20 protein-coding genes and 1 pseudogene are annotated in these 25261 nt (G+C 60.1%); 9 read left to right on the forward strand and 12 right to left on the reverse strand.

The window, feature by feature from the left end:
- Positions 1-372 precede the first annotated feature (372 nt).
- The 5 genes and pseudogenes from mnmE to rpmH all read right to left on the reverse strand — a co-directional run bounded on the left by mnmE (position 373) and on the right by rpmH (position 4306).
- A pseudogene (gene mnmE / locus AB5975_10210) lies at positions 373-1742 on the reverse strand (tRNA uridine-5-carboxymethylaminomethyl(34) synthesis GTPase MnmE).
- Between the two features lie 88 nt (positions 1743-1830).
- Complete coding sequence (gene yidC / locus AB5975_10215; protein ID XDR22145.1) at positions 1831-3513, reverse strand: membrane protein insertase YidC; 1683 nt, start codon at positions 3511-3513, stop codon at positions 1831-1833.
- Positions 3514-3515: 2 nt separating this feature from the next.
- Positions 3516-3761, reverse strand: a complete 246-nt coding sequence (gene yidD / locus AB5975_10220; GenBank protein XDR22146.1) for a membrane protein insertion efficiency factor YidD — start codon at positions 3759-3761, stop codon at positions 3516-3518.
- Complete coding sequence (gene rnpA / locus AB5975_10225; GenBank protein ID XDR22956.1) at positions 3754-4158, reverse strand: ribonuclease P protein component; 405 nt, start codon at positions 4156-4158, stop codon at positions 3754-3756. Before rnpA ends, yidD begins: the two co-directional genes overlap by 8 nt.
- A 13-nt stretch (positions 4159-4171) precedes the next feature.
- Positions 4172-4306 carry a 50S ribosomal protein L34 gene (gene rpmH / locus AB5975_10230; GenBank protein XDR22147.1) on the reverse strand — a complete coding sequence of 45 codons (135 nt, stop codon included), beginning with the start codon at positions 4304-4306 and terminating at the stop codon, positions 4172-4174.
- Positions 4307-4901: 595 nt separating this feature from the next.
- On the opposite strand from rpmH, the gene dnaA reads away from it, so the two are divergent.
- The 4 genes from dnaA to gyrB are packed head-to-tail and all read left to right on the forward strand — an operon-like array spanning position 4902 to position 11122.
- Positions 4902-6434 carry a chromosomal replication initiator protein DnaA gene (gene dnaA, locus AB5975_10235; protein XDR22148.1) on the forward strand — a complete coding sequence of 511 codons (1533 nt, stop codon included), beginning with the start codon at positions 4902-4904 and terminating at the stop codon, positions 6432-6434.
- 40 nt (positions 6435-6474) lie between these two features.
- Positions 6475-7578: a DNA polymerase III subunit beta gene (gene dnaN, locus AB5975_10240; GenBank protein ID XDR22149.1), complete on the forward strand. Its 1104-nt coding sequence runs from the start codon at positions 6475-6477 to the stop codon at positions 7576-7578.
- Positions 7579-7593: 15 nt separating this feature from the next.
- Entirely contained in the window at positions 7594-8697 is a 1104-nt protein-coding gene (recF, locus tag AB5975_10245; GenBank protein XDR22150.1) for a DNA replication/repair protein RecF, read from the forward strand.
- Between the two features lie 4 nt (positions 8698-8701).
- On the forward strand, positions 8702-11122 hold the full coding sequence (gene gyrB / locus AB5975_10250) for a DNA topoisomerase (ATP-hydrolyzing) subunit B (GenBank protein ID XDR22151.1): 2421 nt from the start codon (positions 8702-8704) through the stop codon (positions 11120-11122).
- A gap of 64 nt (positions 11123-11186) precedes the next feature.
- Here gyrB and AB5975_10255 read toward each other — a convergent pair whose 3' ends face one another.
- Entirely contained in the window at positions 11187-11594 is a 408-nt protein-coding gene (locus AB5975_10255; protein ID XDR22152.1) for an RcnB family protein, read from the reverse strand.
- 129 nt (positions 11595-11723) lie between these two features.
- A complete protein-coding gene (locus AB5975_10260; GenBank protein XDR22153.1) occupies positions 11724-13016 on the reverse strand; it encodes a sigma-54 interaction domain-containing protein in 1293 nt (430 codons plus the stop codon).
- Positions 13017-13238: 222 nt separating this feature from the next.
- Between AB5975_10260 and AB5975_10265 the strand changes: the two genes are divergently transcribed.
- From AB5975_10265 to AB5975_10275, 3 genes are read left to right on the forward strand one after another with little or no spacing between them, the layout of a single operon-like run.
- Positions 13239-14123, forward strand: a complete 885-nt coding sequence (locus AB5975_10265) for an MBL fold metallo-hydrolase (GenBank protein ID XDR22154.1) — start codon at positions 13239-13241, stop codon at positions 14121-14123.
- A gap of 40 nt (positions 14124-14163) precedes the next feature.
- On the forward strand, positions 14164-15432 hold the full coding sequence (locus AB5975_10270; protein XDR22155.1) for an FAD/NAD(P)-binding oxidoreductase: 1269 nt from the start codon (positions 14164-14166) through the stop codon (positions 15430-15432).
- Positions 15429-16247 carry a sulfite exporter TauE/SafE family protein gene (locus tag AB5975_10275; GenBank protein ID XDR22156.1) on the forward strand — a complete coding sequence of 273 codons (819 nt, stop codon included), beginning with the start codon at positions 15429-15431 and terminating at the stop codon, positions 16245-16247. Before AB5975_10270 ends, AB5975_10275 begins: the two co-directional genes overlap by 4 nt.
- Here AB5975_10275 and AB5975_10280 read toward each other — a convergent pair.
- The gene (locus AB5975_10280; protein XDR22157.1) at positions 16236-17123 is read right to left on the reverse strand and encodes a LysR family transcriptional regulator; all 888 of its coding nucleotides are present in this window, start codon (positions 17121-17123) and stop codon (positions 16236-16238) included. The two genes, AB5975_10275 and AB5975_10280, sit on opposite strands and share 12 nt — an antisense overlap.
- A gap of 178 nt (positions 17124-17301) precedes the next feature.
- On the opposite strand from AB5975_10280, the gene AB5975_10285 reads away from it, so the two are divergent.
- A complete protein-coding gene (locus AB5975_10285; protein ID XDR22158.1) occupies positions 17302-18948 on the forward strand; it encodes a GMC family oxidoreductase in 1647 nt (548 codons plus the stop codon).
- A 97-nt stretch (positions 18949-19045) separates the two neighbouring features.
- Positions 19046-20665, forward strand: a complete 1620-nt coding sequence (locus tag AB5975_10290; protein XDR22159.1) for an MFS transporter — start codon at positions 19046-19048, stop codon at positions 20663-20665.
- A 177-nt stretch (positions 20666-20842) separates the two neighbouring features.
- On the opposite strand, the gene AB5975_10295 is transcribed toward AB5975_10290, so the two are convergent.
- The 4 genes from AB5975_10295 to glyQ are packed head-to-tail and all read right to left on the reverse strand — an operon-like array spanning position 20843 to position 25201.
- Entirely contained in the window at positions 20843-21628 is a 786-nt protein-coding gene (locus AB5975_10295) for a lysophospholipid acyltransferase family protein (protein ID XDR22160.1), read from the reverse strand.
- Positions 21629-21674: 46 nt separating this feature from the next.
- The gene (gmhB, locus tag AB5975_10300) at positions 21675-22202 is read right to left on the reverse strand and encodes a D-glycero-beta-D-manno-heptose 1,7-bisphosphate 7-phosphatase (GenBank protein XDR22161.1); all 528 of its coding nucleotides are present in this window, start codon (positions 22200-22202) and stop codon (positions 21675-21677) included.
- A 3-nt stretch (positions 22203-22205) separates the two neighbouring features.
- On the reverse strand, positions 22206-24257 hold the full coding sequence (gene glyS, locus AB5975_10305; GenBank protein XDR22162.1) for a glycine--tRNA ligase subunit beta: 2052 nt from the start codon (positions 24255-24257) through the stop codon (positions 22206-22208).
- A complete protein-coding gene (gene glyQ, locus AB5975_10310; GenBank protein ID XDR22163.1) occupies positions 24254-25201 on the reverse strand; it encodes a glycine--tRNA ligase subunit alpha in 948 nt (315 codons plus the stop codon). Before glyQ ends, glyS begins: the two co-directional genes overlap by 4 nt.
- Positions 25202-25261 lie beyond the last annotated feature (60 nt).

The following is a 25261-nucleotide window of genomic DNA, read 5'->3' on the forward strand; positions in this document are numbered from 1 at the left end:
ATAAAAGCTTTGTTTTTATGTTTATTCTTATGCACAAGGATATCTGTGGATAAATCCTCGTAGACTAGGAATGACGCTGTGTAGAGGAAAATTAAACCCTGTGTCTGGAGTGCCATGAGGGCTTTGGATAACGTCATTTAGCCTGTGGATTAAATGACGTTTTACCCACAGGCGGTTTTGCCCTCAGAAAAAAAGCCTGCTTATCAACTGAGCTGAAGGCGGGTTTTCCACAGGGCTCCTGAGTACGGTTTTCAGACAGGTCCGCTTGCACTGGTGCTCGGGACACCGGACTACAGTCATCTCGTGCAACGAATTTCAGGCAAAAAAAAGCCGCTCCCGAAGAAGCGGCGCTTGGCCTTGCCTGGCTGTGGATTACTTGCCGATGCAGAAGCTGGAGAAAATCCGCCCAGCAGGTCATCCGAGCTGAATGCCCCGGTAATTTCCCCCAGGGCATGCTGTGCCTGGCGTAAGTCTTCAGCCAGGAGCTCTCCTGCGCCCGCCAAGGTCAATTGGGCACGGCCGTGCTCCAGATGCTCGCTAGCCTGGCGCAAGGCATCCAGGTGGCGCCGGCGGGCACTGAAGCCACTCTCTGCAGTCTGTTCGTAACCCATACAGGCCTTGAGATGGTCGCGCAGCAGTTGCAACCCCGTGTCGTCGCCCTTGGCGCTGAGGGTAATGGTCACATGGCCGTCATCGCACTGCTCCAGCCCTACGTGCTCACCACTCAGATCAGCCTTGTTACGAATCAGCGTGACCTTGGCCGGGTCTGGCCGCTGGTCGAGAAACTCGGGCCACAGCGCGAATGGGTCGCTTGCTTCGGGCGCGGTGGAGTCGACCACCAGCAGCACACGATCAGCCTCGCCAATGGCCTTCAGGGCGCGTTCCACACCGATTTTCTCCACATGGTCATCGGTATCACGCAAACCGGCGGTATCGACCACATGCAGCGGCATACCGTCGATGTGGATATGTTCACGCAGGATGTCCCGTGTGGTGCCGGCGATATCGGTGACGATGGCTGCTTCCCGACCGGCCAGCTGGTTCAGCAAGCTTGATTTTCCAGCATTGGGCCGGCCGGCGATAACCACAGTCATACCGTCACGCAGCAATGCCCCCTGCCCGGCCTCACGCTGCACGGTGGATAACTCGCCGCGCACAGCATCGAGCATCGACAGTACGTGGCCATCGGCGAGAAAGTCGATTTCCTCCTCAGGGAAGTCGATCGCCGCCTCGACGTAGATGCGCAGGGCAATCAAGGCCTCGGTCAGGCTGTGCACACGCTTGGAGAATTCCCCCTGCAGCGAGCGCAGGGCATTGCGCGCCGCCTGGCTGGAACTGGCCTCGATCAGATCGGCGATGGCTTCTGCCTGAGCCAGGTCGAGCTTGTCGTTGAGGAACGCGCGCTCGCTGAATTCACCCGGCCGGGCGAGCCGGCACCCCACTTGTACACAGCGCTGCAGCAGCATGTCGAGGACCACTGGGCCGCCATGGCCCTGCAGTTCGAGCACGTCCTCACCCGTGAACGAATTCGGCCCAGGGAAGAACAGCGCTATCCCTTCGTCCAGCACAAGCCCGTCATCGTCGCGGAACGGGCCGTAATGGGCATGCCGCGGGGTCAGCGTGCGACCGGTGATCAACTGGCCTGCCTTGCCAGCCAAGGGGCCGGACAGCCTGACAATACCTACACCACCGCGGCCTTGGGCGGTGGCGATGGCGGCGATGGTTTCACGCACAGTGTTCATGCTCGAAAGCCTCTACGACAAATACGACAGATAGCAAAAACGCCCCACTAGGGGGCGTTTTTTATTCACAGGCTAGCGTACTAGCCCGTCAAGCAGCAGCTTTTTTGGTAGCTGCTTCGATACGGCGAGTGATGTACCACTGCTGCGAAATCGACAGGCAGTTGTTCACAACCCAGTACAGCACCAGACCGGCCGGGAACCACAGGAAGAAGAAGGTGAAGATGATCGGCATCATTTTCATCACCTTGGCCTGCATCGGATCCGGCGGCGTCGGGTTAAGGCGCTGCTGGATGAACATGGTGGCGCCCATGATGATCGGCAGGATGAAGAACGGATCCTTGATCGACAGGTCGGTAATCCACAGCATCCACGGAGCCTGGCGCATTTCCACGCTTTCCAGCAGTACCCAGTACAAGGCCAGGAAGACCGGCATCTGTACCAGGATCGGCAGGCAGCCGCCCAGCGGGTTGATCTTCTCTTTCTTGTACAGCTCCATCATCGCCTGGGACATCTTCTGGCGATCGTCACCGAAGCGTTCCTTCAGGGCGGCGAGCTTAGGTGCAACGGCACGCATACGGGCCATGGAGCGGTAGCTGGCAGCCGACAGAGGGAAGAACAGGCCTTTGATCAGCATGGTCAGCACGATGATCGACCAGCCCCAGTTACCCAGGAGGCTGTGGATATGTTGCAGCAGCCAGAAGATCGGTTGGGCGATGAACCACAGGAAGCCGTAGTCGACGGTCAGTTCCAGGCCTGGGGACAACTCTTTCAGCTTGGACTGAATCTTCGGGCCGGCGTACAGCATGGCGCTGGTTTCGACCTTGCCACCAGCAGGCACGCTGATTACGGGGCCGGTGTAGCCAATGATGTAGTTACCCTGGCTGTCCTTGCGGGTCTGAACAACGTTGTTGTCCGACTTGGCCGGAATCCAGGCGGTGACGAAGTAGTGCTGCAGCCAGGCAACCCAGCCGCCGGACACATTTTCTTTCAAACCACCTTTGTCGATGTCCTTCATCGAGACCTTTTTGTAAGGCTCGGAAGCTGTCCACAGGGCTGCACCCAGGTAGGTCGCAGTACCGGTGGCGGTGCTGGAAGAAGGATCGCCGCTGGCGTCACGCTTGAGCTGGGCAAACATGTTGCCGCTCCAGGCCTGGCCGCTCTGGTTGTCGATCAGGTAGCTGACATTCAGGTCGTACTCACCGCGCTTGAAGCTGAAGCGCTTGATGTAGTTGACACCGTTGTCGCTGAACTTCAGGTCGACCACCAGTTGTTCCTGGCCGTCGGCCAGCTGGTAGCTCTTCTGCTCGGCGGAATACAGCGGGCGACCGCTGGCGCGGGCATCCGGGCCGTTGGCGCCGGTCAGGCCGCTTTGTGCCAGGTAAACACGCTCACCACCGTTGTCGAACAACTGGAACGGAATGTCCGGGTGGTCTTGACGGCGTGGGTACTTCGGCAGGTTCAACTGGACGATGTCACCACCGACCGGATCGATAGCCAGTTCCAGAACGTCGGTCTTGACTCGGATCAGGTCCTTGCTGAGTGCGACCGGTGCCAGTTCGGCAGGGCTCGATTCGGCGTTGGCGCTCGGTACATCGGCGCTGGCACCGTTGTTACCGGCCGGCACGCCATCGGGCAAGCCCGGAGCAACAGTGCTGGCAGCAGTATTCTGAGTCGGCAGGGCAGCCTGGCCGTAGTCATCGTTCCACTTCAGGACCATGACGTAGGACACGACTGCCAGCGCGGCGATCAGGATCGTGCGTTTAATATCCATGATTACTCGGCTATCGAAGAAGTTCGGGAGGAAGGAGCGGGTGGAACGGGGTCGAAACCGCCGTCATTCCACGGATGACAACGCCCCAGGCGACGAACGGCCAGCCACCCACCACGCCAGAGGCCATGGTTTTCAATGGCTTCATATGCGTAACAGGAGCAACTGGGGAAAAAACGACAGTGATTGGCCATCAGTGGACTAATGGCGTAACGGTAAAACTGGATCGGAACGAGTGCCAGTTTACGCATCTTGGCTGTCTACCCCTGCGGAATTGGCGGTGGCTGCTGGTGCTGGCCGGCTGCGCGCCAGGCGTTTCCAGAGCTTGCCAAAGTGTTGGTGCAATTCCGGGTTTTCAATCTCACCCAATCCCTTGCGCGCGACGATCACGATGTCCAGGCCGGCAAGCGATTGCTGGTTCAGACGAAAGGAATCGCGCATCAAGCGCTTGAGGCGGTTGCGTTGAACGGCGAGCTTGACGCTCTTCTTGCCGATTACCAGGCCTAGGCGTGGATGATCGAGGCCGTTCTCGCGAGCAAGGATCAGCAGGTTTTTCCCTGGAACCTTGCCGGTTGGGGAGTCGAAGACCGCTTTGAAATGCCGGGGTGTAAGCAGTCGCTTTTCCCGACTGAAGTCCTGACTCACCACCTGTGCCGAAAAATCAAATGGCCAGACGCTTACGGCCTTTGGCACGACGACGCGACAGAACAGCACGGCCGTTCTTGGTAGCCATACGGGCACGGAAACCGTGGGTGCGGGCGCGCTTGATGGTGCTTGGTTGGAAAGTACGTTTCATGGCGTGTTACCTGGTTTGTCGACGACGGGCCGGGATGGCCCCCTTTTTAAGAGACCGGCGATTCTAGAGAAAGCAAGCCCATAGGTCAATTTCCAACCAGTCATTCCATATAGAGCGTGTGATGGACGGTGCCTGTTCGATCATCCCCAGGGGGTCCTTGATCGGACACACGAATCGGGGACAACATGAAAAAAAAGAAGAGACATATAAAAAGCTTTTCTGAAGAACTTATAAATCTTAAGTGGATAACCTTCTGTGGATAACATTCTACAGGCCTTTAAAACCGGGATGTACAGAGTTTTGAAACCTTGTTCTCAACCGGTGCTGCGCTTGTTTTCATCGTGATCGAAAGCTGTGGATTAAAATGGTGATTATCCACAGGTGATTTATCAACAGGCGGGCACCCAGGGTTGTGCATAGCCCTCATGGCTGCTTATCCACAGGGCTTATGCACAGTGCCAGAATGACGTTTTGGTCGATAAATGGCTGTTTTGTCTTGGATCCTAACGTGTCCACATGTGGATAACTGGACGCTCGACCGGTACAATGGCGGTTTGTTTTTGCCTCATCCGGCTTTCAAACTCAGGGGATATCCGTGTCAGTGGAACTTTGGCAGCAGTGCGTGGAGCTTCTGCGCGATGAACTGCCTGCCCAGCAATTCAACACCTGGATCCGTCCGCTACAGGTCGAAGCCGAAGGCGACGAGTTGCGCGTCTATGCGCCTAACCGTTTCGTTCTCGATTGGGTCAATGAAAAATACCTGGGGCGCTTGCTCGAGCTGTTGGGCGAAAACGGCAGCGGCATTGCACCTGCCCTTTCCTTATTAATAGGTAGCCGCCGCAGCTCGGCTCCCCGGGCTGCGCCTAACGCGCCGGTCAGCGCCGCCGTGGCGGCCTCGCTGGCGCAGACCCAGGCACACAAAGCTGCCCCGACACCAGCAGCGGTCGAGCCAATTGCTGTGGCCGCAGCCGAGCCGGTGCTGGTCGACGAACTGGCCGAGCCGTCTTCACGTGACAGCTTCGATGCCATGGCCGAGCCCGCTTCGGCACCTGCCAGTAGTGGCCGCGCCGAACAGCGCACCGTGCAGGTTGAAGGCGCGCTCAAGCACACCAGTTACCTGAACCGTACCTTTACCTTCGACACTTTCGTTGAAGGTAAGTCGAACCAGCTGGCGCGCGCGGCTGCCTGGCAGGTGGCGGACAACCCCAAGCATGGCTACAACCCGCTGTTCCTTTATGGCGGCGTGGGCCTGGGTAAAACCCACCTTATGCATGCTGTGGGTAACCACCTGCTCAAGAAAAACCCGAATGCCAAGGTGGTCTACCTGCATTCGGAGCGCTTCGTTGCGGACATGGTCAAAGCGCTGCAGCTCAATGCCATCAACGAATTCAAGCGTTTCTACCGTTCGGTGGATGCGTTGCTGATCGACGATATCCAGTTCTTCGCCCGCAAAGAGCGCTCGCAGGAAGAGTTTTTCCACACCTTCAACGCTCTGCTTGAGGGTGGCCAGCAGGTGATCCTTACCTCTGACCGCTACCCCAAAGAGATCGAAGGCCTGGAAGAGCGGCTGAAGTCGCGCTTTGGTTGGGGCCTGACGGTGGCTGTCGAGCCACCGGAGCTGGAAACCCGCGTGGCAATCCTGATGAAAAAGGCCGACCAGGCCAAGGTCGAGCTGCCGCATGATGCCGCCTTCTTCATTGCCCAGCGCATTCGCTCCAACGTACGGGAGCTGGAAGGCGCACTGAAGCGGGTAATTGCCCATTCGCACTTCATGGGGCGCGATATCACCATCGAGCTGATCCGTGAATCGCTGAAGGACCTGCTGGCGCTGCAGGATAAATTGGTCAGTGTGGATAATATTCAGCGAACCGTCGCCGAGTACTACAAGATCAAAATCTCCGATCTGCTGTCCAAGCGGCGTTCGCGTTCTGTCGCACGGCCACGTCAGGTGGCCATGGCCCTCTCCAAGGAGCTGACCAACCACAGCCTGCCGGAAATCGGCGACATGTTTGGTGGCCGCGACCATACGACCGTGCTGCACGCCTGCCGCAAGATCAACGAACTGAAGGAATCCGACGCGGACATCCGCGAGGACTACAAGAACCTGCTGCGGACGCTGACGACCTGATGGCCGTCTGCGCAGCTAATTGAAGGCAAGGGACTAGACCATGCATTTCACCATTCAACGCGAAGCCCTGTTGAAACCCCTGCAACTGGTCGCCGGTGTCGTCGAGCGCCGTCAGACCTTGCCGGTCCTGTCCAACGTATTGCTGGTCGTGCAAGGCCAGCAACTGTCGTTGACCGGTACCGACCTGGAAGTCGAGCTGGTAGGCCGGGTGCAACTGGAAGAGCCGGCCGAGCCTGGCGAAATCACTGTCCCGGCGCGTAAGCTGATGGACATCTGCAAAAGCCTGCCGAACGACGCCCTGATCGATATCAAGGTCGATGAGCAGAAATTGTTGGTCAAGGCCGGCCGCAGCCGCTTTACGCTGTCGACCCTGCCAGCCAATGACTTCCCGACCGTGGAAGAAGGCCCGGGCTCGCTGACCTGCAACCTTGAGCAGAGCAAGCTGCGCCGCCTGATCGAGCGCACCAGCTTCGCCATGGCCCAGCAGGATGTTCGTTATTACCTCAACGGCATGCTGCTTGAGGTTTCCCGCAACACCCTGCGTGCGGTATCCACCGATGGTCACCGTCTGGCGCTCTGCTCCATGACTGCGCCGATCGAGCAGGATGATCGCCATCAGGTCATCGTGCCACGTAAAGGTATCTTGGAGTTGGCGCGCCTGCTGACTGACCCGGAAGGCATGGTCAGCATCGTCCTGGGCCAGCACCACATACGCGCCACAACTGGCGAGTTCACCTTTACCTCCAAGCTGGTGGACGGCAAGTTCCCGGACTACGAGCGCGTCCTGCCAAAAGGCGGCGACAAGCTGGTGGTCGGCGATCGTCAGGCACTGCGTGAAGCCTTCAGCCGTACGGCGATTCTTTCCAATGAAAAGTACCGCGGTATTCGCCTGCAACTGGCGGCTGGCCAACTGAAGATCCAGGCGAACAACCCCGAGCAGGAAGAAGCTGAAGAAGAAATCAGCGTGGACTACGAAGGCAGTTCGCTGGAAATTGGCTTCAACGTCAGCTACCTGCTGGACGTGCTGGGCGTGATGACTACCGAGCAAGTTCGTCTGATCCTGTCCGATTCCAACAGCAGTGCACTGCTGCAGGAAGCTGGCAATGACGATTCTTCCTACGTTGTCATGCCGATGCGCCTGTAACCTGTAGCAGGCGAAATGTCCCTTCGACGTATCATGGTCACCGCGGTGCGCAACTTGCACCCGGTGACACTCTTACCCTCCCCCCGAATCAACATCCTTTACGGCGCCAACGGTAGCGGCAAGACCAGCGTGCTTGAAGCTGTGCACTTGCTCGGGCTGGCACGTTCATTTCGCAGTAGTCGCCTGAACCCGGTCATCCAGTACGAACAGCCTGCCTGTACCGTATTTGGTGAAGTCGAGTTGACCGAAGGCGGCACCTGCAAACTGGGTGTATCCCGAGAGCGCCAGGGGGAGTTCACTATCCGCATCGATGGTCAGAATGCGCGAAGTGCCGCGCAACTGGCAGAGCTGCTGCCGCTTCAGCTTATCAACCCAGACAGTTTCCGGCTGTTGGAAGGTGCCCCGAAAATACGCCGCCAGTTCCTTGATTGGGGGGTGTTCCACGTGGAACCTCGTTTTCTGCCAGCCTGGCAACGGCTGCAGAAGGCGCTGCGGCAGCGGAACTCATGGTTGCGTCATGGTACACTTGACCCAGCTTCGCAAGCCGCCTGGGACCGGGAATTGTGCCTGGCCAGCGCGGAAATAGATGAATACCGTCGCAACTACATCAAGGCCTTGAAGCCTGTCTTCGAGCGAACCCTGAGCGAACTGGTCGAGCTGGACGGGTTGACCCTAAGCTACTACCGAGGCTGGGACAAGGACCGGGAACTGCAAGAAGTACTCGCATCCTCTCTCCTTCGCGATCAGCAGATGGGCCATACCCAGGCCGGTCCGCAGCGTGCTGATCTGCGTCTTCGCCTGGCTGGCAACAACGCAGCTGACATCCTGTCGCGTGGTCAGCAGAAGCTGGTGGTATGCGCACTGCGCATTGCTCAAGGCCACCTCGTTAGTCAGGCTCGCCGCGGTCATTGTATTTATCTCGTGGATGACTTGCCGTCCGAACTGGATGACCAGCATCGCCGCGCGCTGTGTCGCTTGCTTGAAGAATTACGCTGCCAGGTGTTCATCACCTGTGTAGATCACGAATTACTGAGGGAAGGCTGGCAGACGGAAACGCCAGTTGCTTTGTTCCACGTGGAACAAGGCCGTATCACCCAGACCCACGACCATCGGGAGTGAAGGCATGAGCGAAAATCAAACGTACGACTCCTCCAGCATCAAGGTGCTGAAAGGTTTGGATGCCGTACGCAAGCGTCCCGGCATGTACATTGGCGACACCGATGATGGTAGCGGCCTGCACCACATGGTCTTCGAGGTGGTCGACAACTCGATCGACGAAGCCCTCGCCGGGCACTGCGATGACATCACCGTCATCATCCACACGGACGAATCCATCAGCGTGCGCGACAACGGTCGTGGCATTCCGGTCGACGTGCATAAAGAAGAAGGCGTTTCTGCGGCAGAGGTCATCATGACCGTACTGCACGCCGGCGGTAAGTTCGACGACAACTCCTACAAAGTATCCGGCGGTCTGCACGGTGTAGGTGTATCGGTTGTTAACGCCCTGTCCGAGAAGCTGGTTCTGACCGTTCGCCGTAGCGGCAAGATCTGGGAACAGACCTACGTTCACGGTGTTCCACAAGCGCCTATGGCGGTTGTCGGTGACAGCGAAACCACGGGTACCCACATCCACTTCAAGCCATCGGCTGAAACCTTCAAGAATATTCACTTCAGCTGGGACATCCTGGCCAAGCGTATTCGTGAGTTGTCGTTCCTCAACTCGGGCGTTGGCATTCTGCTGAAGGATGAGCGCAGCGGTAAGGAAGAGTTCTTCAAGTACGAAGGCGGCCTGCGTGCGTTCGTCGAGTACCTGAACACCAACAAGACGCCGGTCAACTCCCAGGTATTCCACTTCAACGTCCAGCGCGACGATGGCGTGGGTGTTGAGGTCGCTCTGCAGTGGAACGACAGCTTCAACGAAAACCTGCTGTGCTTCACCAACAACATTCCGCAGCGTGACGGCGGTACCCACTTGGTGGGCTTCCGGTCCTCGCTGACCCGTAGCTTGAACAGCTACATCGAGCAGGAAGGCTTGGCCAAGAAGAACAAGGTGGCAACCACCGGCGACGACGCCCGTGAAGGCCTGACCGCGATCATCTCGGTGAAGGTGCCGGACCCCAAGTTCAGCTCGCAGACCAAGGACAAGCTGGTCTCCTCGGAGGTGAAAACCGCCGTGGAACAAGAGATGAACAAGTACTTCGCCGACTTCCTGCTGGAAAACCCGAACGAGGCCAAGGCCGTCGTTGGCAAGATGATCGACGCCGCCCGCGCTCGTGAAGCCGCGCGTAAAGCCCGTGAGATGACTCGCCGCAAAGGGGCGCTGGATATCGCTGGCCTGCCGGGCAAGTTGGCGGACTGCCAAGAGAAGGACCCTGCCCTCTCTGAACTGTACCTGGTGGAGGGTGACTCCGCGGGTGGCTCGGCCAAGCAAGGTCGTAACCGTCGTACCCAGGCGATCCTGCCGTTGAAGGGTAAAATCCTCAACGTCGAGAAAGCGCGTTTCGACAAGATGATCTCGTCCCAGGAAGTGGGCACGCTGATCACTGCGCTGGGCTGCGGTATTGGCCGCGAAGAGTACAACATCGACAAACTGCGTTATCACAACATCATCATCATGACCGATGCTGACGTTGACGGTTCGCACATCCGTACCCTGCTGCTGACCTTCTTCTTCCGTCAGTTGCCGGAGCTGGTCGAGCGCGGCTACATCTACATTGCCCAGCCACCGTTGTACAAGGTGAAGAAGGGCAAGCAGGAGCAGTACATCAAGGACGACGAGGCCATGGAAGAGTACATGACCCAGTCGGCCCTGGAGGATGCCAGCCTGCACCTGGACGAATCGGCACCTGCGGTTTCCGGTGTGCAGCTGGAAGCACTGGTGAATGAGTTCCGTAGCGTAATGAAGACGCTCAAGCGCCTGTCGCGCTTGTATCCGGAAGAGCTGACCGAGCACTTCATCTACCTGCCGGAGGTGACCCTGGAGCAGTTGGGTGACCACGCGGTGATGCAAGCCTGGCTGGCTAAGTTCCAGGAGCGTCTGAACAGCAGCCAGAAGTCTGGCCTGGTTTACAAAGCCAGCCTGCGCGAAGACAAAGAGCGCAACGTATGGCTGCCAGAAGTGGAAGTCACCTCTCACGGCCTGGCCAGCTACGTCACCTTCAACCGCGACTTCTTCGGCAGCAATGACTACCGTACCGTGGTCAACATTGGCTCCAAGCTGTCCAGCCTGTTGGGTGAAGGTGCTTACGTTCAGCGCGGTGAACGCCGCAAGGCAATTGTCGAGTTCAAGGAAGGCCTGGATTGGCTGATGAACGAGACAACCAAGCGCCACACTATCCAGCGATACAAAGGGCTGGGTGAAATGAACCCGGACCAGCTGTGGGAAACCACCATGGACCCGACCGTTCGCCGTATGCTGAAGGTCACTATCGAAGATGCGATCGCTGCGGACCAGATCTTCAACACCCTGATGGGGGACGCGGTCGAGCCGCGTCGTGACTTCATCGAAAGTAACGCGCTGTCGGTGTCGAACCTGGACTTCTGATCAGGTGTAATTCGCCAGGCACTAAAAAGCCCGCTGATGCGGGCTTTTTAGTGCCTGCGATTTATCAGTAACCGCTGAGAATATTCACGATCACACCGCTGGCAATCGCCACCAGCACATAGTCGCCATTCACATACAACCAACGATGATCACGTGGCGGCGCATACAGGTGGCGCGCTTTCCAGTCGGTCACCCAGTAACGGTCACCCCGGTAATGTGGATCGACTGCGTGACCACGCTGCCATTGCTGATGAGGCACCGGCATGCCTTGTTGTGGGCGGAAGTTCGGATCACGGTAAGCAGGACCCCGGCCATTGTCATGGCGACCCTGTTGCTGCGGCTGACCATGTGGCGGATTGCCCTGGTGCGATGGGCCGCCATCATGCCGGTCGGGTGGGCCTGGCTGCGCGAAGCTGGCCAGTGGTGCGCTGAGCACGAGCGCGGCGCAGATCACGGTTAGGGTTTTTTTCATTTGATGCGGTCCTCTGCCTGTTATCGCCTGGCCAGCACTGACTGCCAGATTCGGTTAACTGATCAGACCACGATTTTGCCGGTTTAATGTCAGGACGCAGGTAAAGGTCCGGTAAAGTCAGTCGTCCCCTCAGTTCAAGCCGAGCGCCTTCAGTCGGCGATACAGCGTGCGTTCACTCATACCAAGATGACTGGCCAGTTCGCTACGCGAACCCTTGAACTGCTCCAACGCCTGCGCCAACGCCCCCAAATCATTGCGACGGCTACCCGTTGTGATCGCCCCCGCCGGCCCGATATCTGCCGGAAAGTGCTCAGGCCTGATCAGCCCGTCATCGGCAAACAGCCGCGCCCTTTCCAGTATGTTGCGCAGCTCTCGGATATTGCCCGGAAACGGATGCAGCCCAAGTTGCTGCAAGGCATCGTCACTCAGCCTGGGCGTTGGCTTGCCAGCCATGCGCTGCAGCAGGCTCTGCGCAAGCAGTGGTAGATCTTCCACCCGCTCGCGCAGCGCAGGCAGGCGAATCGGGAAGCCGCTGATACGGTAATACAGGTCTTCACGGAAGGTGCCATCCGCGACCATTTGCTTGAGCGGCTTGTGGGTGGCCGATACCAGTCGGAAATCTGAATGCACCGTGCGCAAGCTGCCAACCGGGCGGAAGCTGCCAGACTCGATCAGGCGCAGCAGCTTCACCTGCATCGCCAGGGGTACTTCACCGATTTCGTCGAGAAACAAGGTGCCGCCATGGGCCGCCTCTGCCAGGCCGATCTTGCGTTGGTGGGCACCGGTGAACGCACCTTTCTCGTAACCGAACAGCTCACTTTCGAACAAGGATTCGGTCAAACCAGTGCAGTCGACCACCACCAGCGGCCCGTTGGCCCGTGGGCTGCCCATGTGTAGCGCGCGCGCGAACAGTTCCTTGCCGGTGCCCGACTCACCCTGCAGCAATACCGGAATCTGCGCGGGTGCCGCACGTTGCAGGCTGGCCAAGGCGGCCTTGAAGGTTGGCGCGCGGCCGACCAAACCTTGCTCCTGGGGCTGTGCCGAGGCGAGGGTGATGGTGGTCAGGCGTTCGACAAAGGCCACCACCCTGCCCTGTTCATCCAGGATTGGCCGCAACTCGACGTCGACGTGCTCGGGGCCGCGTGGTGTGTGATGAATGTGCAACACCCGCTCCGGTACCTTGCTGTCCCACGCCTTGCGCATCGGGCAGTGCTCGCCAGCCTGGTCGCACGGTACGGCATAGTGATGCGAGACCTTGTGGCACTTCTCGCCCAACGGCGCCTGATCATGCCGGCCGAACTGGCGACGATAGGCCGCATTGGCGGCGAGGATGTTGTAGTCGGTGTCCAGCACGATGGTCGGCAGGGCATCGTGCTCAAGGTAGGAAACCAGAGCTAGGATGAGGGGATGGGCTTCAGGCATGACGGCACCGTTTGGATGACCGATGCAGGGTAACAAGGACTGCCAAACACTGCCATTGGCTGACAGTCGACTGCCACCTTCACTGCCAGTCATGCCAACAGCTGTCAGCAACCTGCCCGTTTCATTGGCCCATGCGCAGCAAAAAGCCTGGCATGCATCTTGATAAACCTCCTGTCACTGCCTACGCCTGTACAAGGCGGGGCGGATAAATTGGAGAACGTGATGATCATCGGTAACAACCTTCACGTGGACGCCTTTTTCGACGAGGCGACCTCGACCATCAGCTACTTGGTCATGGACCGTGAAACCCGGCAATGCGCCTTGATCGACAGCGTGCTGGATTATGACCCCAAGTCCGGGCGCACCTGCAGCGCATCGGCGGATCGCCTGATCGAGCGCGTGAGCGAGCTGAACGCCAGCGTGCGTTGGGTGCTGGAAACCCATGTACACGCCGATCATCTTTCAGCGGCTGCCTACCTCAAGGAAAAGCTCGGCGGCCATACCGCTATCGGCGCGCACATCACCCAAGTGCAGAAGGTGTTCGGTGCCTTGTTCAATGCCGAGCCTGCCTTCGCCCGTGACGGCAGCCAGTTCGATGTGCTGCTTGAAGACGAGGAAGGTTTCCGCATTGGCAACCTGCATGCCCGTGCGCTGCATACGCCGGGGCATACGCCTGCATGCATGAGCTTCATGATCGAGGACGCCGGCGAGATCGCAGTGTTCGTCGGCGACACCTTGTTCATGCCCGACTACGGCACAGCCCGGTGTGATTTCCCAGGCGCCGACGCCCGTACTTTGTACCGCTCGATTCGTCGTCTGCTGGCGTTCCCCGACCAGACCCGGCTGTTCATGTGCCACGACTACCTGCCAGGTGGCCGCGATATGCAGTACGTCACCACCGTGGTAGAGCAGCGCGCCCACAACATCCACATCCACCAGGGTATCGATGAGGACAGCTTCGTTGCCATGCGCGAAGCCCGCGACAAGACCCTCGACATGCCGGTGCTTATCCTGCCCTCGGTGCAGGTGAACATGCGCAGCGGCCAGCTCCCCGCGCCGGAAGCAAACGGCGTGAGCTATTTGAAGATCCCGCTGAACAAGCTGTAACCGCCCTGCCCCCATAACCAGATTTTCAGGATTTACCGCCATGCCTGCCTTGTTGTCCCCTGCCAATACCGACCACCACAAGGTGGTCATCGTCGGTGCCGGTGCCGCCGGTATCGCCACCGCCTCCAGCCTGATCAGCCGCGATCCGTCCTTGGATGTGGCTTTGATCGACCCCGCCGAGGTGCATTACTACCAGCCCGGCTGGACCATGGTCGGTGCCGGTGTGTTCAAGGCACCGAGCACCGCCCGCACCATGGCCTCGACCATTCCGCGTGGTGTGCGCTGGGTCAAGGCGCGGGTAGAGGGTTTCGATCCGTTGAGCCAGTTGGTCATGCTCGAAGGTGGCCGCTCCATCAGTTACGAACAGCTGATAGTTTGCCCCGGCCTGAAGCTGGACTGGGCGGCCATCGATGGGCTCAGCGAGACCCTGGGCCGTAACGGCGTCACCTCCAACTATCGTTACGACCTGGCGCCCTATACCTGGGAGCTGGTGCAGAAGCTCAAGCAAGGCCATGCCGTGTTCAGCCAGCCGCCCATGCCGATCAAGTGCGCCGGAGCACCGCAGAAGGCGCTGTACCTGTCTTGCGACCACTGGCTACGCCATGGCTATCTGGGCGCAGTGAAAGCCAGCTTCTTCAATGCGGGGGCTGTGTTGTTCGGCGTAGCGGACTATGTGCCCGCGCTGATGAAGTACATCGAAAAGTACGCCGTCGACCTTAATTTTTCGCACCGTCTGGTCGCCGTGGACGGCCCGAACAAGCGTGCTACCTTCGTGCGTACCCTGGCCGATGGCAGCAGCGAAACCCGCATCGAAAGCTTCGACATGCTCCATGTGGTTCCACCACAGGTGGCGCCAGACTTCATTCGCGAAAGCCCTTTGGCCGATAGCACCGGCTGGGTCGATGTCGACCCGCATACCCTGCGCCATCGCAAGTACACCAATGTGCACGCCCTTGGAGACGTGGCCAACACCAGCAACGCCAAAACCGCTGCGGCTGCCCGCAAGCAAGCACCCGTGGTGGCCAACAATGTGCTGGTAGCATTGGGTCGATTGCCGAGCCTGGCCCAGTACGACGGCTACGGCTCGTGTCCACTTACCGTCGAGCGCGGCAAGATCGTTCTGGCCGAATTCACCTATGGCGGCAAGCTGGCACCGAGCTTTCCAAGCTGGTTGCTGGATGGGCGCAAGCCGACTCGCCTGGCCTGGTTGCTCAAGGCCCAGGCGCTACCACCGTTGTACTGGCAAGGCATGCTCAAGGGCCGCGAGTGGTTGGCACGCCCGCAACTGGTCGCCGAGGGTGGGCAGTGATCGAGCATCAATTACTGGGGGCGGGCTTGGGCGCGATCATCGGCGCTGTGTTGGCGTTGACTGGCGCAGGTGGCGGCATTCTCGCAGTACCCTTGCTGGTGTTCGGTCTTGGCTTGTCGATGGTCGAAGCGGCACCGGTCGGCTTGCTGGCCGTGGGCCTGGCGGCGGCAGTGGGCGCTGTGCTGGGCTTGCGCCAAGGCTTGGTGCGTTACCGGGCGGCATTGTTCATTGCGCTGGTCGGTGTAGCGGCGGCACCCTTCGGGCTGATGCTGGCGCACCGTCTGCCCAATACACCATTGCAGTTGGTGTTCGCCGGGGTGCTGGTTTATGCCTGCTTGCGTATCTGGCGCAAGGCGGCCAGAGAGCTGCGCGGCGAAGCCAATGATGCCCATCGTTACATCGAGCCATGTGTGCTGAATCCGTTGCAGGGCCGTTTGCGCTGGACCCTACCCTGTGCACGCGCATTGGCATTCACGGGTGCCTTGTCCGGGTTGTTGTCCGGCCTGCTGGGGGTGGGCGGTGGGTTTGTCATCATCCCGGCCCTGAACCGCTACACCAACCTGCGCATGGCCAGTATCGTGTCCACCTCGCTGGCGGTGATCGCCCTGGTCTCCACTGGCAGCGTGGTCAGCGCCAGCCTAGCGGGCGTCATGCACTGGCAGGTCGGTGCCCCGTTTGCCGTCGGCGCGGTACTTGGCCTGCTGTTGGCGCGGCCTTTGGCTGCCAGGCTGGCAGGGCCGCGCTTACAGCAGATGTTTGCAGTGGCAGGTTGGACGGCGGCCTTGCTGCTGGCTGGCAAGTCGCTATTGGGCTAGCAGCTCATCCTGCTGCGCCGCGCACAGCGCCAGCAAATAGTCCCACACCACCCGCAGGCGCACCGATTTATGCAGCTCGCGACGGGTGCAGATCCAGTAACTGCGCTGGATGGTTTCGCCAGGCAGCACGCGTACCAGTGTCGGGTCGTGGCGAGCCATGTAGTTGGGCAGCACGGCGATGCCCAGCCCGGCGCGGGCGGCGGCTTGCTGGGCGATCACGCTGGTGCTGCGAAACACCACGTTGGGTGCCCGGCAGAAGCTGTTGAGAAACAGCAACTCCTGGCTGAACAGCAAGTCGTCGACGTAGCCGATCCAGCTGTGCCGGGCCAGGTCTTCGCGGTTGCGCAGTGGTGGCGCGCGGTGCAAATAGTCCTGGCTGGCGTACAGCGCCAGGCGATAATCGGTGAGTTTGCGAGTGATCAGCAGATCGGCGTTGGGCCGCTCCAGGTGGATGCTGATCTCCGCCTCGCGGTTGAGGATGCTGACGAAACGCGGTACGGCCACCAGTTCCACTTCAAGGCCAGGGTAACGCTCGAACAACGCGTTCATGCGTGGGGTGAAGAACATGATGCCGATGCCTTCGGTCACCCCCAGGCGAATCTTGCCCAGCGGCGTGATGGCCTGAGTGATTTCTTCCTGCGCCAGCAGGGCGACGTTCTCCATGGCTTCGGCATGCTTGAGCAAGGCTTGGCCCGAGGGGGTTAACTCGTAACCCTGGGCATGCTGCACGAACAGCGCGGTGCCCAGGCTCTGCTCGATGCTCTCGATGTGCCGGGCCACGGTGCTGTGGGTGGTGTTCAGGCGCTTGGCGGCGGTAAGCAGGCGGCCGCTGCGCTGTAACTCGAGGAAAAACCGCAGATCGTTCCAGTCGAACATGCTGATCCTTTTTGGCAGTTCGTCTCGGCCGTATTCTGGGCATGCCCGCGAAACGGCCGGTACAGGCTTACCGCTGTGCTAAAACGCACAGCGGCTGCGTGAAATCTCGTGTTCCCTCCACGAAATTACTCACTAAGATGGATCGGGACAAGAATAATAATCAGGCCCGAGGTTGCACATGCCATCAGCCGATTCTGTCTTCGACTACGTGGTCGTTGGTGCCGGTCCTGCCGGTTGCCTGCTGGCCAATCGTTTGTCCGCCGATCCTTCCTGCCGCGTGCTGCTGCTGGAGGCAGGTGGTCGCGACAACTATCCCTGGATCCACATTCCCGTCGGTTACCTCTACTGCATCGGCAACCCACGCACCGACTGGTGCTTCAGGACCGAGGCACAGCCTGGCCTGGGCGGTCGCGCACTGGGTTACCCACGGGGCAAGGTGCTAGGTGGCTGTTCTTCGATCAACGGCATGATCTACATGCGTGGCCAGGCCGCCGACTATGACCAGTGGGCTGAGCAAGGCAACGATGGCTGGGCCTGGAAAGACGTGCTGCCGCTGTTCAAGGCCAGCGAGAACCACTTTGCCGGCGCCAGCGAGCACCATGGCGCTGACGGCGAATGGCGAGTCGAGCGCCAGCGCTACAGCTGGCCAATTCTCGATGCTTTCCGCGATGCCGCCGAGCAAAGCGGTATCGGCAAGGTCGATGACTTCAACACCGGCGACAACGAGGGCTGTGGATACTTTCAGGTCAACCAGCGTAGCGGCGTGCGCTGGAATGCCTCCAAAGCTTTCCTGCGGCCTATCAAGGACCGCGCCAACCTCACGGTGCTGACCGGCGTTCAGGTTGAACAGGTACTGCTCAACAACACCCGCGCGCGGGCCGTGAAAGCGTTTTGGCAAGGCGCCTGGCATGAGTTTGCGGCGCGCCGTGAAATCATCCTCTGTGCGGGTGCGGTCGGCTCGCCCGGAATCTTGCAGCGCTCCGGCATTGGCCCGCGTCAGTTGCTGGAAACCTTGGGGATTGGCGTTCGGCACGACATGCCTGGCGTTGGTGGCAACCTGCAGGACCACCTGCAACTTCGGCTGATCTACCAGATCCGCAATACCCGCACCTTGAACCAGATGGCCAACAGCCTTTGGGGCAAGATGGGCATGGGCCTGCGCTACCTCTACGACCGCAGCGGTCCACTGGCCATGGCGCCAAGCCAGCTGGGCGCCTTCGTGCGTTCCAGCACCGACCAGGCCACCGCCAACCTGCAGTACCACGTGCAGCCGCTATCACTGGAGCGTTTCGGCGAACCGTTGCATCAGTTCCCGGCCTTTACTGCTTCGGTATGCAACCTGCGCCCGGCCAGCCGTGGGCGTATCGATATCTGCAGCACTGACATGAACAGTACGCCGCTGATCAACCCCAACTACCTCAGCGACCCGCAAGACCTGCGTGTCGCTGCCGATGCCATCCGCCTCACCCGGCGCATCGTCCAGGCCCCTGCCCTGGCGGCGTTCGAGCCTAAGGAATACCTGCCGGGCCCGGCCCTGCAATCCGAGGAGGAGCTGTTCGACGCTGCTGGCAAGATCGGCACCACCATCTTCCACCCGGTCGGTACCTGCCGCATGGGCAATGGTGCCATGGATGTTGTGGATAACCAGCTGCGCGTACACGGCATCCCCGGCCTGCGCGTGGCAGATGCCTCGATCATGCCGCAGATCACCTCCGGCAATACCTGTTCCCCCACCCTGATGATCGCCGAGAAGGCGGCGCAACTGATCCTCAAAGGAGCTGCTACCCAGACCTACTTGAACGAAGACGCGTTACCGACGCCCTGACCCGGGTGTGTGCAGTACCGGCGGCTTGCGGTCGAAAGCTGCCGACAGTGGAACAACAAGAATAATCACTGTGGCCTAAGGGCCGAGGACAGCAACGATGTCGGATTACATCCAAGAGCAGGGTGCGGCGGCCAGCAGCTCCAGCCGCCGTGAAGAGCGCAAGATCATTTTCGCGTCATCCCTTGGGACGGTTTTCGAGTGGTATGACTTTTTTCTCTATGGTGCGCTGGCAGCGGTCATCAGCAAGCAATTCTTCGCTGGTGTGAACGACACCACCGCCTTCATCTTTGCCCTGATGGCCTTTGCTGCGGGCTTTCTGGTACGGCCCTTCGGCGCGCTGGTGTTCGGCCGCCTGGGTGACATGATCGGGCGCAAGTACACCTTCCTGGTCACCATCGTGCTGATGGGCCTGTCCACTTTCGCGGTGGGGTTGTTGCCTACCTACGCCAGCATTGGCATTGCCGCACCGATCATTCTGGTAATCCTGCGCATGTTGCAGGGGCTGGCGCTGGGCGGCGAATATGGCGGTGCGGCCACTTACGTGGCCGAGCATGCGCCCCCCGGCAAGCGTGGCTTCCACACCGGTTTCATCCAATCCACTGCAACCTTGGGTCTGTTGTTGTCGCTGCTGGTGGTACTGGGCAGCCGCTACATCAGTGGTGACCAGTTCGAAACCTGGGGCTGGCGCCTGCCGTTCCTGCTGTCGATCGTGCTACTGGCCATTTCCACCTGGATCCGCATGAGCATGCACGAATCGCCTGCGTTCGTGAAAATGAAGGCCCAGGGCAAGATCAGCAAGTCGCCGATCCGTGAGTCGTTCACTTCCTGGCCAAACCTGAAAGTGGTGCTCACCGCACTGTTCAGCATCAACGCCGGCCAAGCCGTGACCTTTTACACGGCACAGTTCTACGTGCTGTTCTTCATGACTCAGATGCTGAAGATGGACCCCGCCCAAGCCAACACCCTGTTGATTATCAGTGTGGTGATCGGTGCGCCATTCTTCGTGTTCTTCGGCTGGCTGTCGGACCGCATCGGCCGCAAGCCAATCCTGATGCTCGGCCTGCTGTTGGCCACGGTGCTGTACTTCCCGCTGTTCAAGGCCCTGAGCCATTACGCCAACCCACAAATTGACGCCGCGAGCCGTCAGGCGCCGATCGTGGTTACCGCCGACCCGCAAAGCTGCACCTTCCAGTTCGACCCCGTGGGCAAGGCACGTTTCGACAGCCCGTGCGACAAGGTCAAGACCTTCCTGGTGAAGCAGGGCCTGCCGTACAGCTCGGTAAGCGTGGCCGGCAGCGATGTGGTGGTGAACATTGGTGAAAAGACCATCAACGGCTTCGACGAAACCGCCATGCGCTCTGCAATCGAGCAGGCGGGCTACCCGGCCAAGGCCGACCCTGAGCAGGTCAACCAGGTGATGGTGGTGGTGCTGATCGTGGCGATGATCCTGATCGCGACCATGACCTATGGCCCGTTGGCGGCGGTGATGGTCGAGCTGTTCCCGACCCGTATCCGCTACACCTCGATGTCGCTGCCCTATCACATAGGCAATGGCTGGTTCGGTGGCTTCCTGCCGACCGTATCGTTCGCGCTGGTGGTCTATACCGGGGATATCTTCTACGGGCTGTGGTACCCGGTGCTGGTGACCGGTATCAGTCTGGTGGTGGGGATCTTCTGCCTGAAAGAAACCAAGGACGTCGATATCGACAAAGTCTGATGCTGTCTGCATGCCATAAAAAAACCGGCTGTAAAAGCCGGTTTTTTTATGCCTCGAAAAAACTTATGCACGATTTTCAAGAAAATGTAATGCACAGAAATAAACAGATAATTCAAACACTTAGAGATCACTTTAAGCATTTGATGGAAAAATTGCTCACAAGTTATCCACAGATGATCAGGCCATCTGCTCCTGGGGCTTTTCCGCAGCTGGTGGCAGCGAGCCCATGGCCCGCTGGGTTGCCTCGTTCCACGCCGCAGCGCGGTCGTTGAGCTCGGCGATAGCACGTGGCCCGGTACCATTGGCGTACATCGGCTCGCCAATGACCACCTCGATGGTACCGGCACGCTTGCCCCAACCGGTCTTCGGCCAGAACTTGCCGGCGTTGTGGGCAATTGGCAGCACCGGCAACCCGGCATTCACAGCCAGTGCGGTGCCGCCGCGGGAGAACTTGCCGATCGTACCGAATGGCACGCGTGTACCTTCCGGGAAAATCAGCACCCAGGTTTTCTGCTTGAGCAGCTCGTCACCCTTGCTCGCCACCTGGCGCAGCGCTTCCTTGGGGTTGTCGCGGTTGATGGCGATCGGCCGCAGCATGGCCATGGCCCAGCCGAAAAACGGCACGTACAGCAGCTCGCGCTTGAGCACCTGGCTAAGCGGTGAGAAGTACTGGGACAGGAAGAAGGTTTCCCAGGTGCTTTGGTGATTGGACAGAATCACGCAAGGCTCATCCGGTACGTTCTCGGCGCCAGTGATCTTGTAGTCGATACCCAGGATGGTACGCACCAGAAACAGCGCGCAGCGGCACCAGTACACGTTGATGAACTTGTAGCGCTTGGGGAACGACAGGAATGGCGCGATGAAGAAGCTCAGCGAGCACCACAGCAGCGAACTGGTGCCCAGCAGCAGGTAAAAAAGAAAGATTCTGATCGCCTGCAGGATCGACATAGTGGCTTGTACCATTGCGGGGCATGCCCGCCTGAGAAAAATGCGCCCGAAGGCGCACTGTTTAAATTAGTTCTCTGGCGATAGCTGCCAGATCGTCGAAAATCAGTGTAGTTTCCGGGACGCCTTTTTCCAGGGTCCGCTCGCCCTTGCCGGTTTTCACCAACACGGGCTGTGCACCGACGGCCAGGGCAGCCTCCAGGTCACCTTTGCTGTCGCCGACGAACCAGACGCCTTCAAGGCCGGCCTGGTAATGCGCGGCGATCGCCCGCAGCATGCCAGGCTTGGGCTTGCGGCAATCGCAGCCTTCGTCTGGCCCGTGCGGGCAATACACGATGTGGCCGACTTCGCCACCCTGCTCGGCCACCAGCGCACGCAGGCGCGCGTGCATGGCTTCGAGGGTTGCCAGCGGGTAATAGCCACGGGCAATGCCGGACTGGTTGGTGGCCACAGCCACCGTCCAGCCGGCCTTGCTCAACTGCGCGATCGCTTCGACCGAGCCTGGGATCGGCACCCACTCTTCCAGCGTCTTGATGTAGGCGTCGGAGTCGTAGTTGATCACCCCGTCACGGTCGAGAATCAGCAGTTTCAAGGCTTACCCCAGCAGCGAAATGTCGGCCACGCCCAGGAACAGGCCGCGCAGGCGGCTGAGCAGGGCATAACGGTTGGCACGTACCTTGGCGTCTTCGGCGTTCACCATCACCGCCTCGAAGAAGGCATCGACCGGGTCACGCAGGGCGGCCAGGCGGGCCAGCGATTCGCTGTACTGGCGTGCAGCAGCCATCGGTTGCACGGCCTGATCGGCCTGCTGGATGGCCGAGTACAGGGAGAACTCGTTGGCGTTGTCGAAGTACTTCGGCTCGACCTGTTCGGCGATGGCGCCTTCAGCCTTGCTCAGCAGGTTCGATACACGCTTGTTCACCGCGGCCAGGGCTTCGGCTTCCGGCAGCTTGCGGAAGGCCTGCACGGCCTGCACGCGCTGGTCGAAGTCCAGGGCCGAGCCTGGCTGCAGGGCACGTACCGACAGGTAAGTGGCGACGTCGATGCCTTCGTCTTCGTAACGCGCACGCAGGCGGTCGAAGATGAACTCCAGCACCTGCTCCGCCAGGCCAGCGGCCTTGACCTTGGCACCGAACTGCTTGACCGCGAACTCGACCGCACCGGTCAGGTTCAGGTCCAGCTGCTTCTCGATCAGGATACGCAGCACGCCCAGCGCGGCACGGCGCAGGGCATACGGGTCCTTGCTGCCGGTAGGCAGCATACCGATGCCGAAGATGCCGACCAGGGTGTCGAGCTTGTCGGCGATGGCCACGGCAGCACCGGTGAGGGTCTGCGGCAGCTCGGCGCCAGCACCGCGCGGCATGTACTGCTCGTTCAGGGCCAGGGCAACGTCTTGCGGCTCACCGTCGTTGAGCGCGTAGTAGTAACCGGCAACACCCTGCATTTCAGGGAATTCGCCGACCATTTCGGTGGCCAGGTCGCACTTGGACAGCAGGCCCGCACGGCCGGCACGCTGGGCGTCGCCACCGATCAGCGGGGCGATGAAGGCAGCCAGCTTGGAAACACGCTCGGCCTTGTCGTACACGGTGCCCAGTTGAGCCTGGAACACCACGTTTTTCAGGCGCTCGTTGAAGGTTTCCAGCGGCTGCTTCTTGTCTTGCTTGAAGAAGAACTCGGCGTCGGTCAGGCGAGGGCGCACGACCTTCTCGTTGCCTTGCACGATCTGCTTCGGGTCGCGGCTTTCGACGTTGGCCACGGTGATGAAGCGCGGCAGCAGCTTGCCCTCGTTGTCCAGCAGGCAGAAGTACTTCTGGTTGTCCTGCATGGTGGTAATCAGGGCTTCCTGCGGCACCTCGAGGAAACGCTCCTCGAACGAGCACACCAGCGGCACTGGCCACTCGACCAGGGCGGTCACTTCGTCCAGCAGCGCCGGCGGCACGATGGCCGTGCCTTCCTGCTGCATGGCAAGCTCGGCGGTACGCTTGCTGATCAGCTCGCGGCGCTCGGCGAAGTCCGCCAGCACGTAGGCTTTGCGCAGGTCTTCGACGTAGTTGGCCGGGGTGGTGATCACCACGTTTTCCGGGTGGTGGAAGCGGTGACCACGGGATTCACGGCCGGCCTTCTGCGACAGGATAGTGCAGTCGACCACCTGGTCGCCCAGCAGCATCACCAACCATTGGGTTGGGCGCACGAACTCTTCACGGCTAGCCGCCCAGCGCATGCGCTTGGGGATCGGCAGGTCGTTGAGCGAATCCTCGATGATGGTCGGCAGCAGGCTGGCAGTGGCCTTGCCCGGGATGTGCTGGGAGAAGCGTAGCTTGGCGCCGCTCTGGTCGATTTCGGCCAGCTCTACGCCGCACTTCTTGGCAAAGCCCAAGGCTGCCTGGGTCGGCTCGCCGTCTTTGAAAGCAGCCTGCATGGGCGGGCCGTCGATGTTGATGCTGCGGTCAGGCTGCTGCACGTCCAGCTGGCGGATCAGCACGGCCAGGCGACGTGGCGCGGCGTACACCTGCTTGCCGGTGTAGTTCAGGCCAGCGGCCTGCAGGCCTTTCTCGATGCCGGCCAGGAAGGCGTCGCCGAGGCTGGCGAGGGCCTTGGGTGGCAGCTCTTCGGTGCCCAGTTCTACCAGGAAATCTTGAGCACTCATTGTGCAGCCTCCAGCTTAGCCAACACTTCGTCACGCAGTTCAGGGGTGGCCATCGGGAAGCCCAGGCGTGCGCGGGCTTGCAGATAGCTTTGCGCCACGTCCCGGGCCAGGGTACGTACACGCAGGATGTAACGCTGGCGCTCGGTTACCGAGATGGCGCGGCGGGCGTCCAGCAGGTTGAAGGTGTGCGAGGCCTTCAGGACCATTTCGTAGGTCGGCAACGGCAGGTCCAGCTTGATCAGGCGGTTGGCTTCGCTTTCGTAGAAGTCGAACAGTTCGAACAGCTTGTCGACGTTGGCGTGTTCGAAGTTGTAGGTCGACTGCTCCACTTCGTTCTGGTGGAACACATCGCCATAGGTGACTTTGCCGAACGGGCCGTCGGCCCACACCAGGTCGTACACCGAGTCCACGCCCTGAATGTACATGGCCAGGCGCTCCAGGCCGTAGGTGATTTCACCGGTAACCGGGTAGCACTCGATGCCGCCTACCTGCTGGAAGTAGGTGAACTGGGTGACTTCCATGCCGTTCAGCCAGATTTCCCAGCCCAGACCCCAGGCGCCGAGGGTCGGCGATTCCCAGTTGTCTTCGACGAAGCGGATGTCGTGCACCAGCGGGTCCAGGCCGATGGCTTTCAGCGAGCCGAGGTACAGCTCCTGGAAGTTGGCCGGGTTGGGCTTGAGCACTACCTGGAACTGGTAGTAGTGCTGCAGGCGGTTTGGGTTTTCGCCATACCGCCCGTCGGCAGGGCGACGGCTAGGCTGCACGTAGGCGGCGTTCCAGGTCTCTGGGCCGACGGCGCGCAGGAACGTGGCGGTATGGAAAGTGCCGGCGCCTACTTCCATATCGTAGGGCTGAAGCACCACACAACCTTGAGCTGCCCAGTAGTTCTGCAGGGCGAGGATCAGGTCTTGGAAGGTACGCACGGCTGGCGTAGGCTGGCTCACGAAATTCACCTGTATCTGGGGATGCGGATGTAAAGAGCGGGAGTATAACCTGATTCGCCT

The sequence above is a fragment of the Pseudomonas putida genome (genome assembly GCA_041071465.1).
Lineage (GTDB): Bacteria > Pseudomonadota > Gammaproteobacteria > Pseudomonadales > Pseudomonadaceae > Aquipseudomonas > Aquipseudomonas putida_P.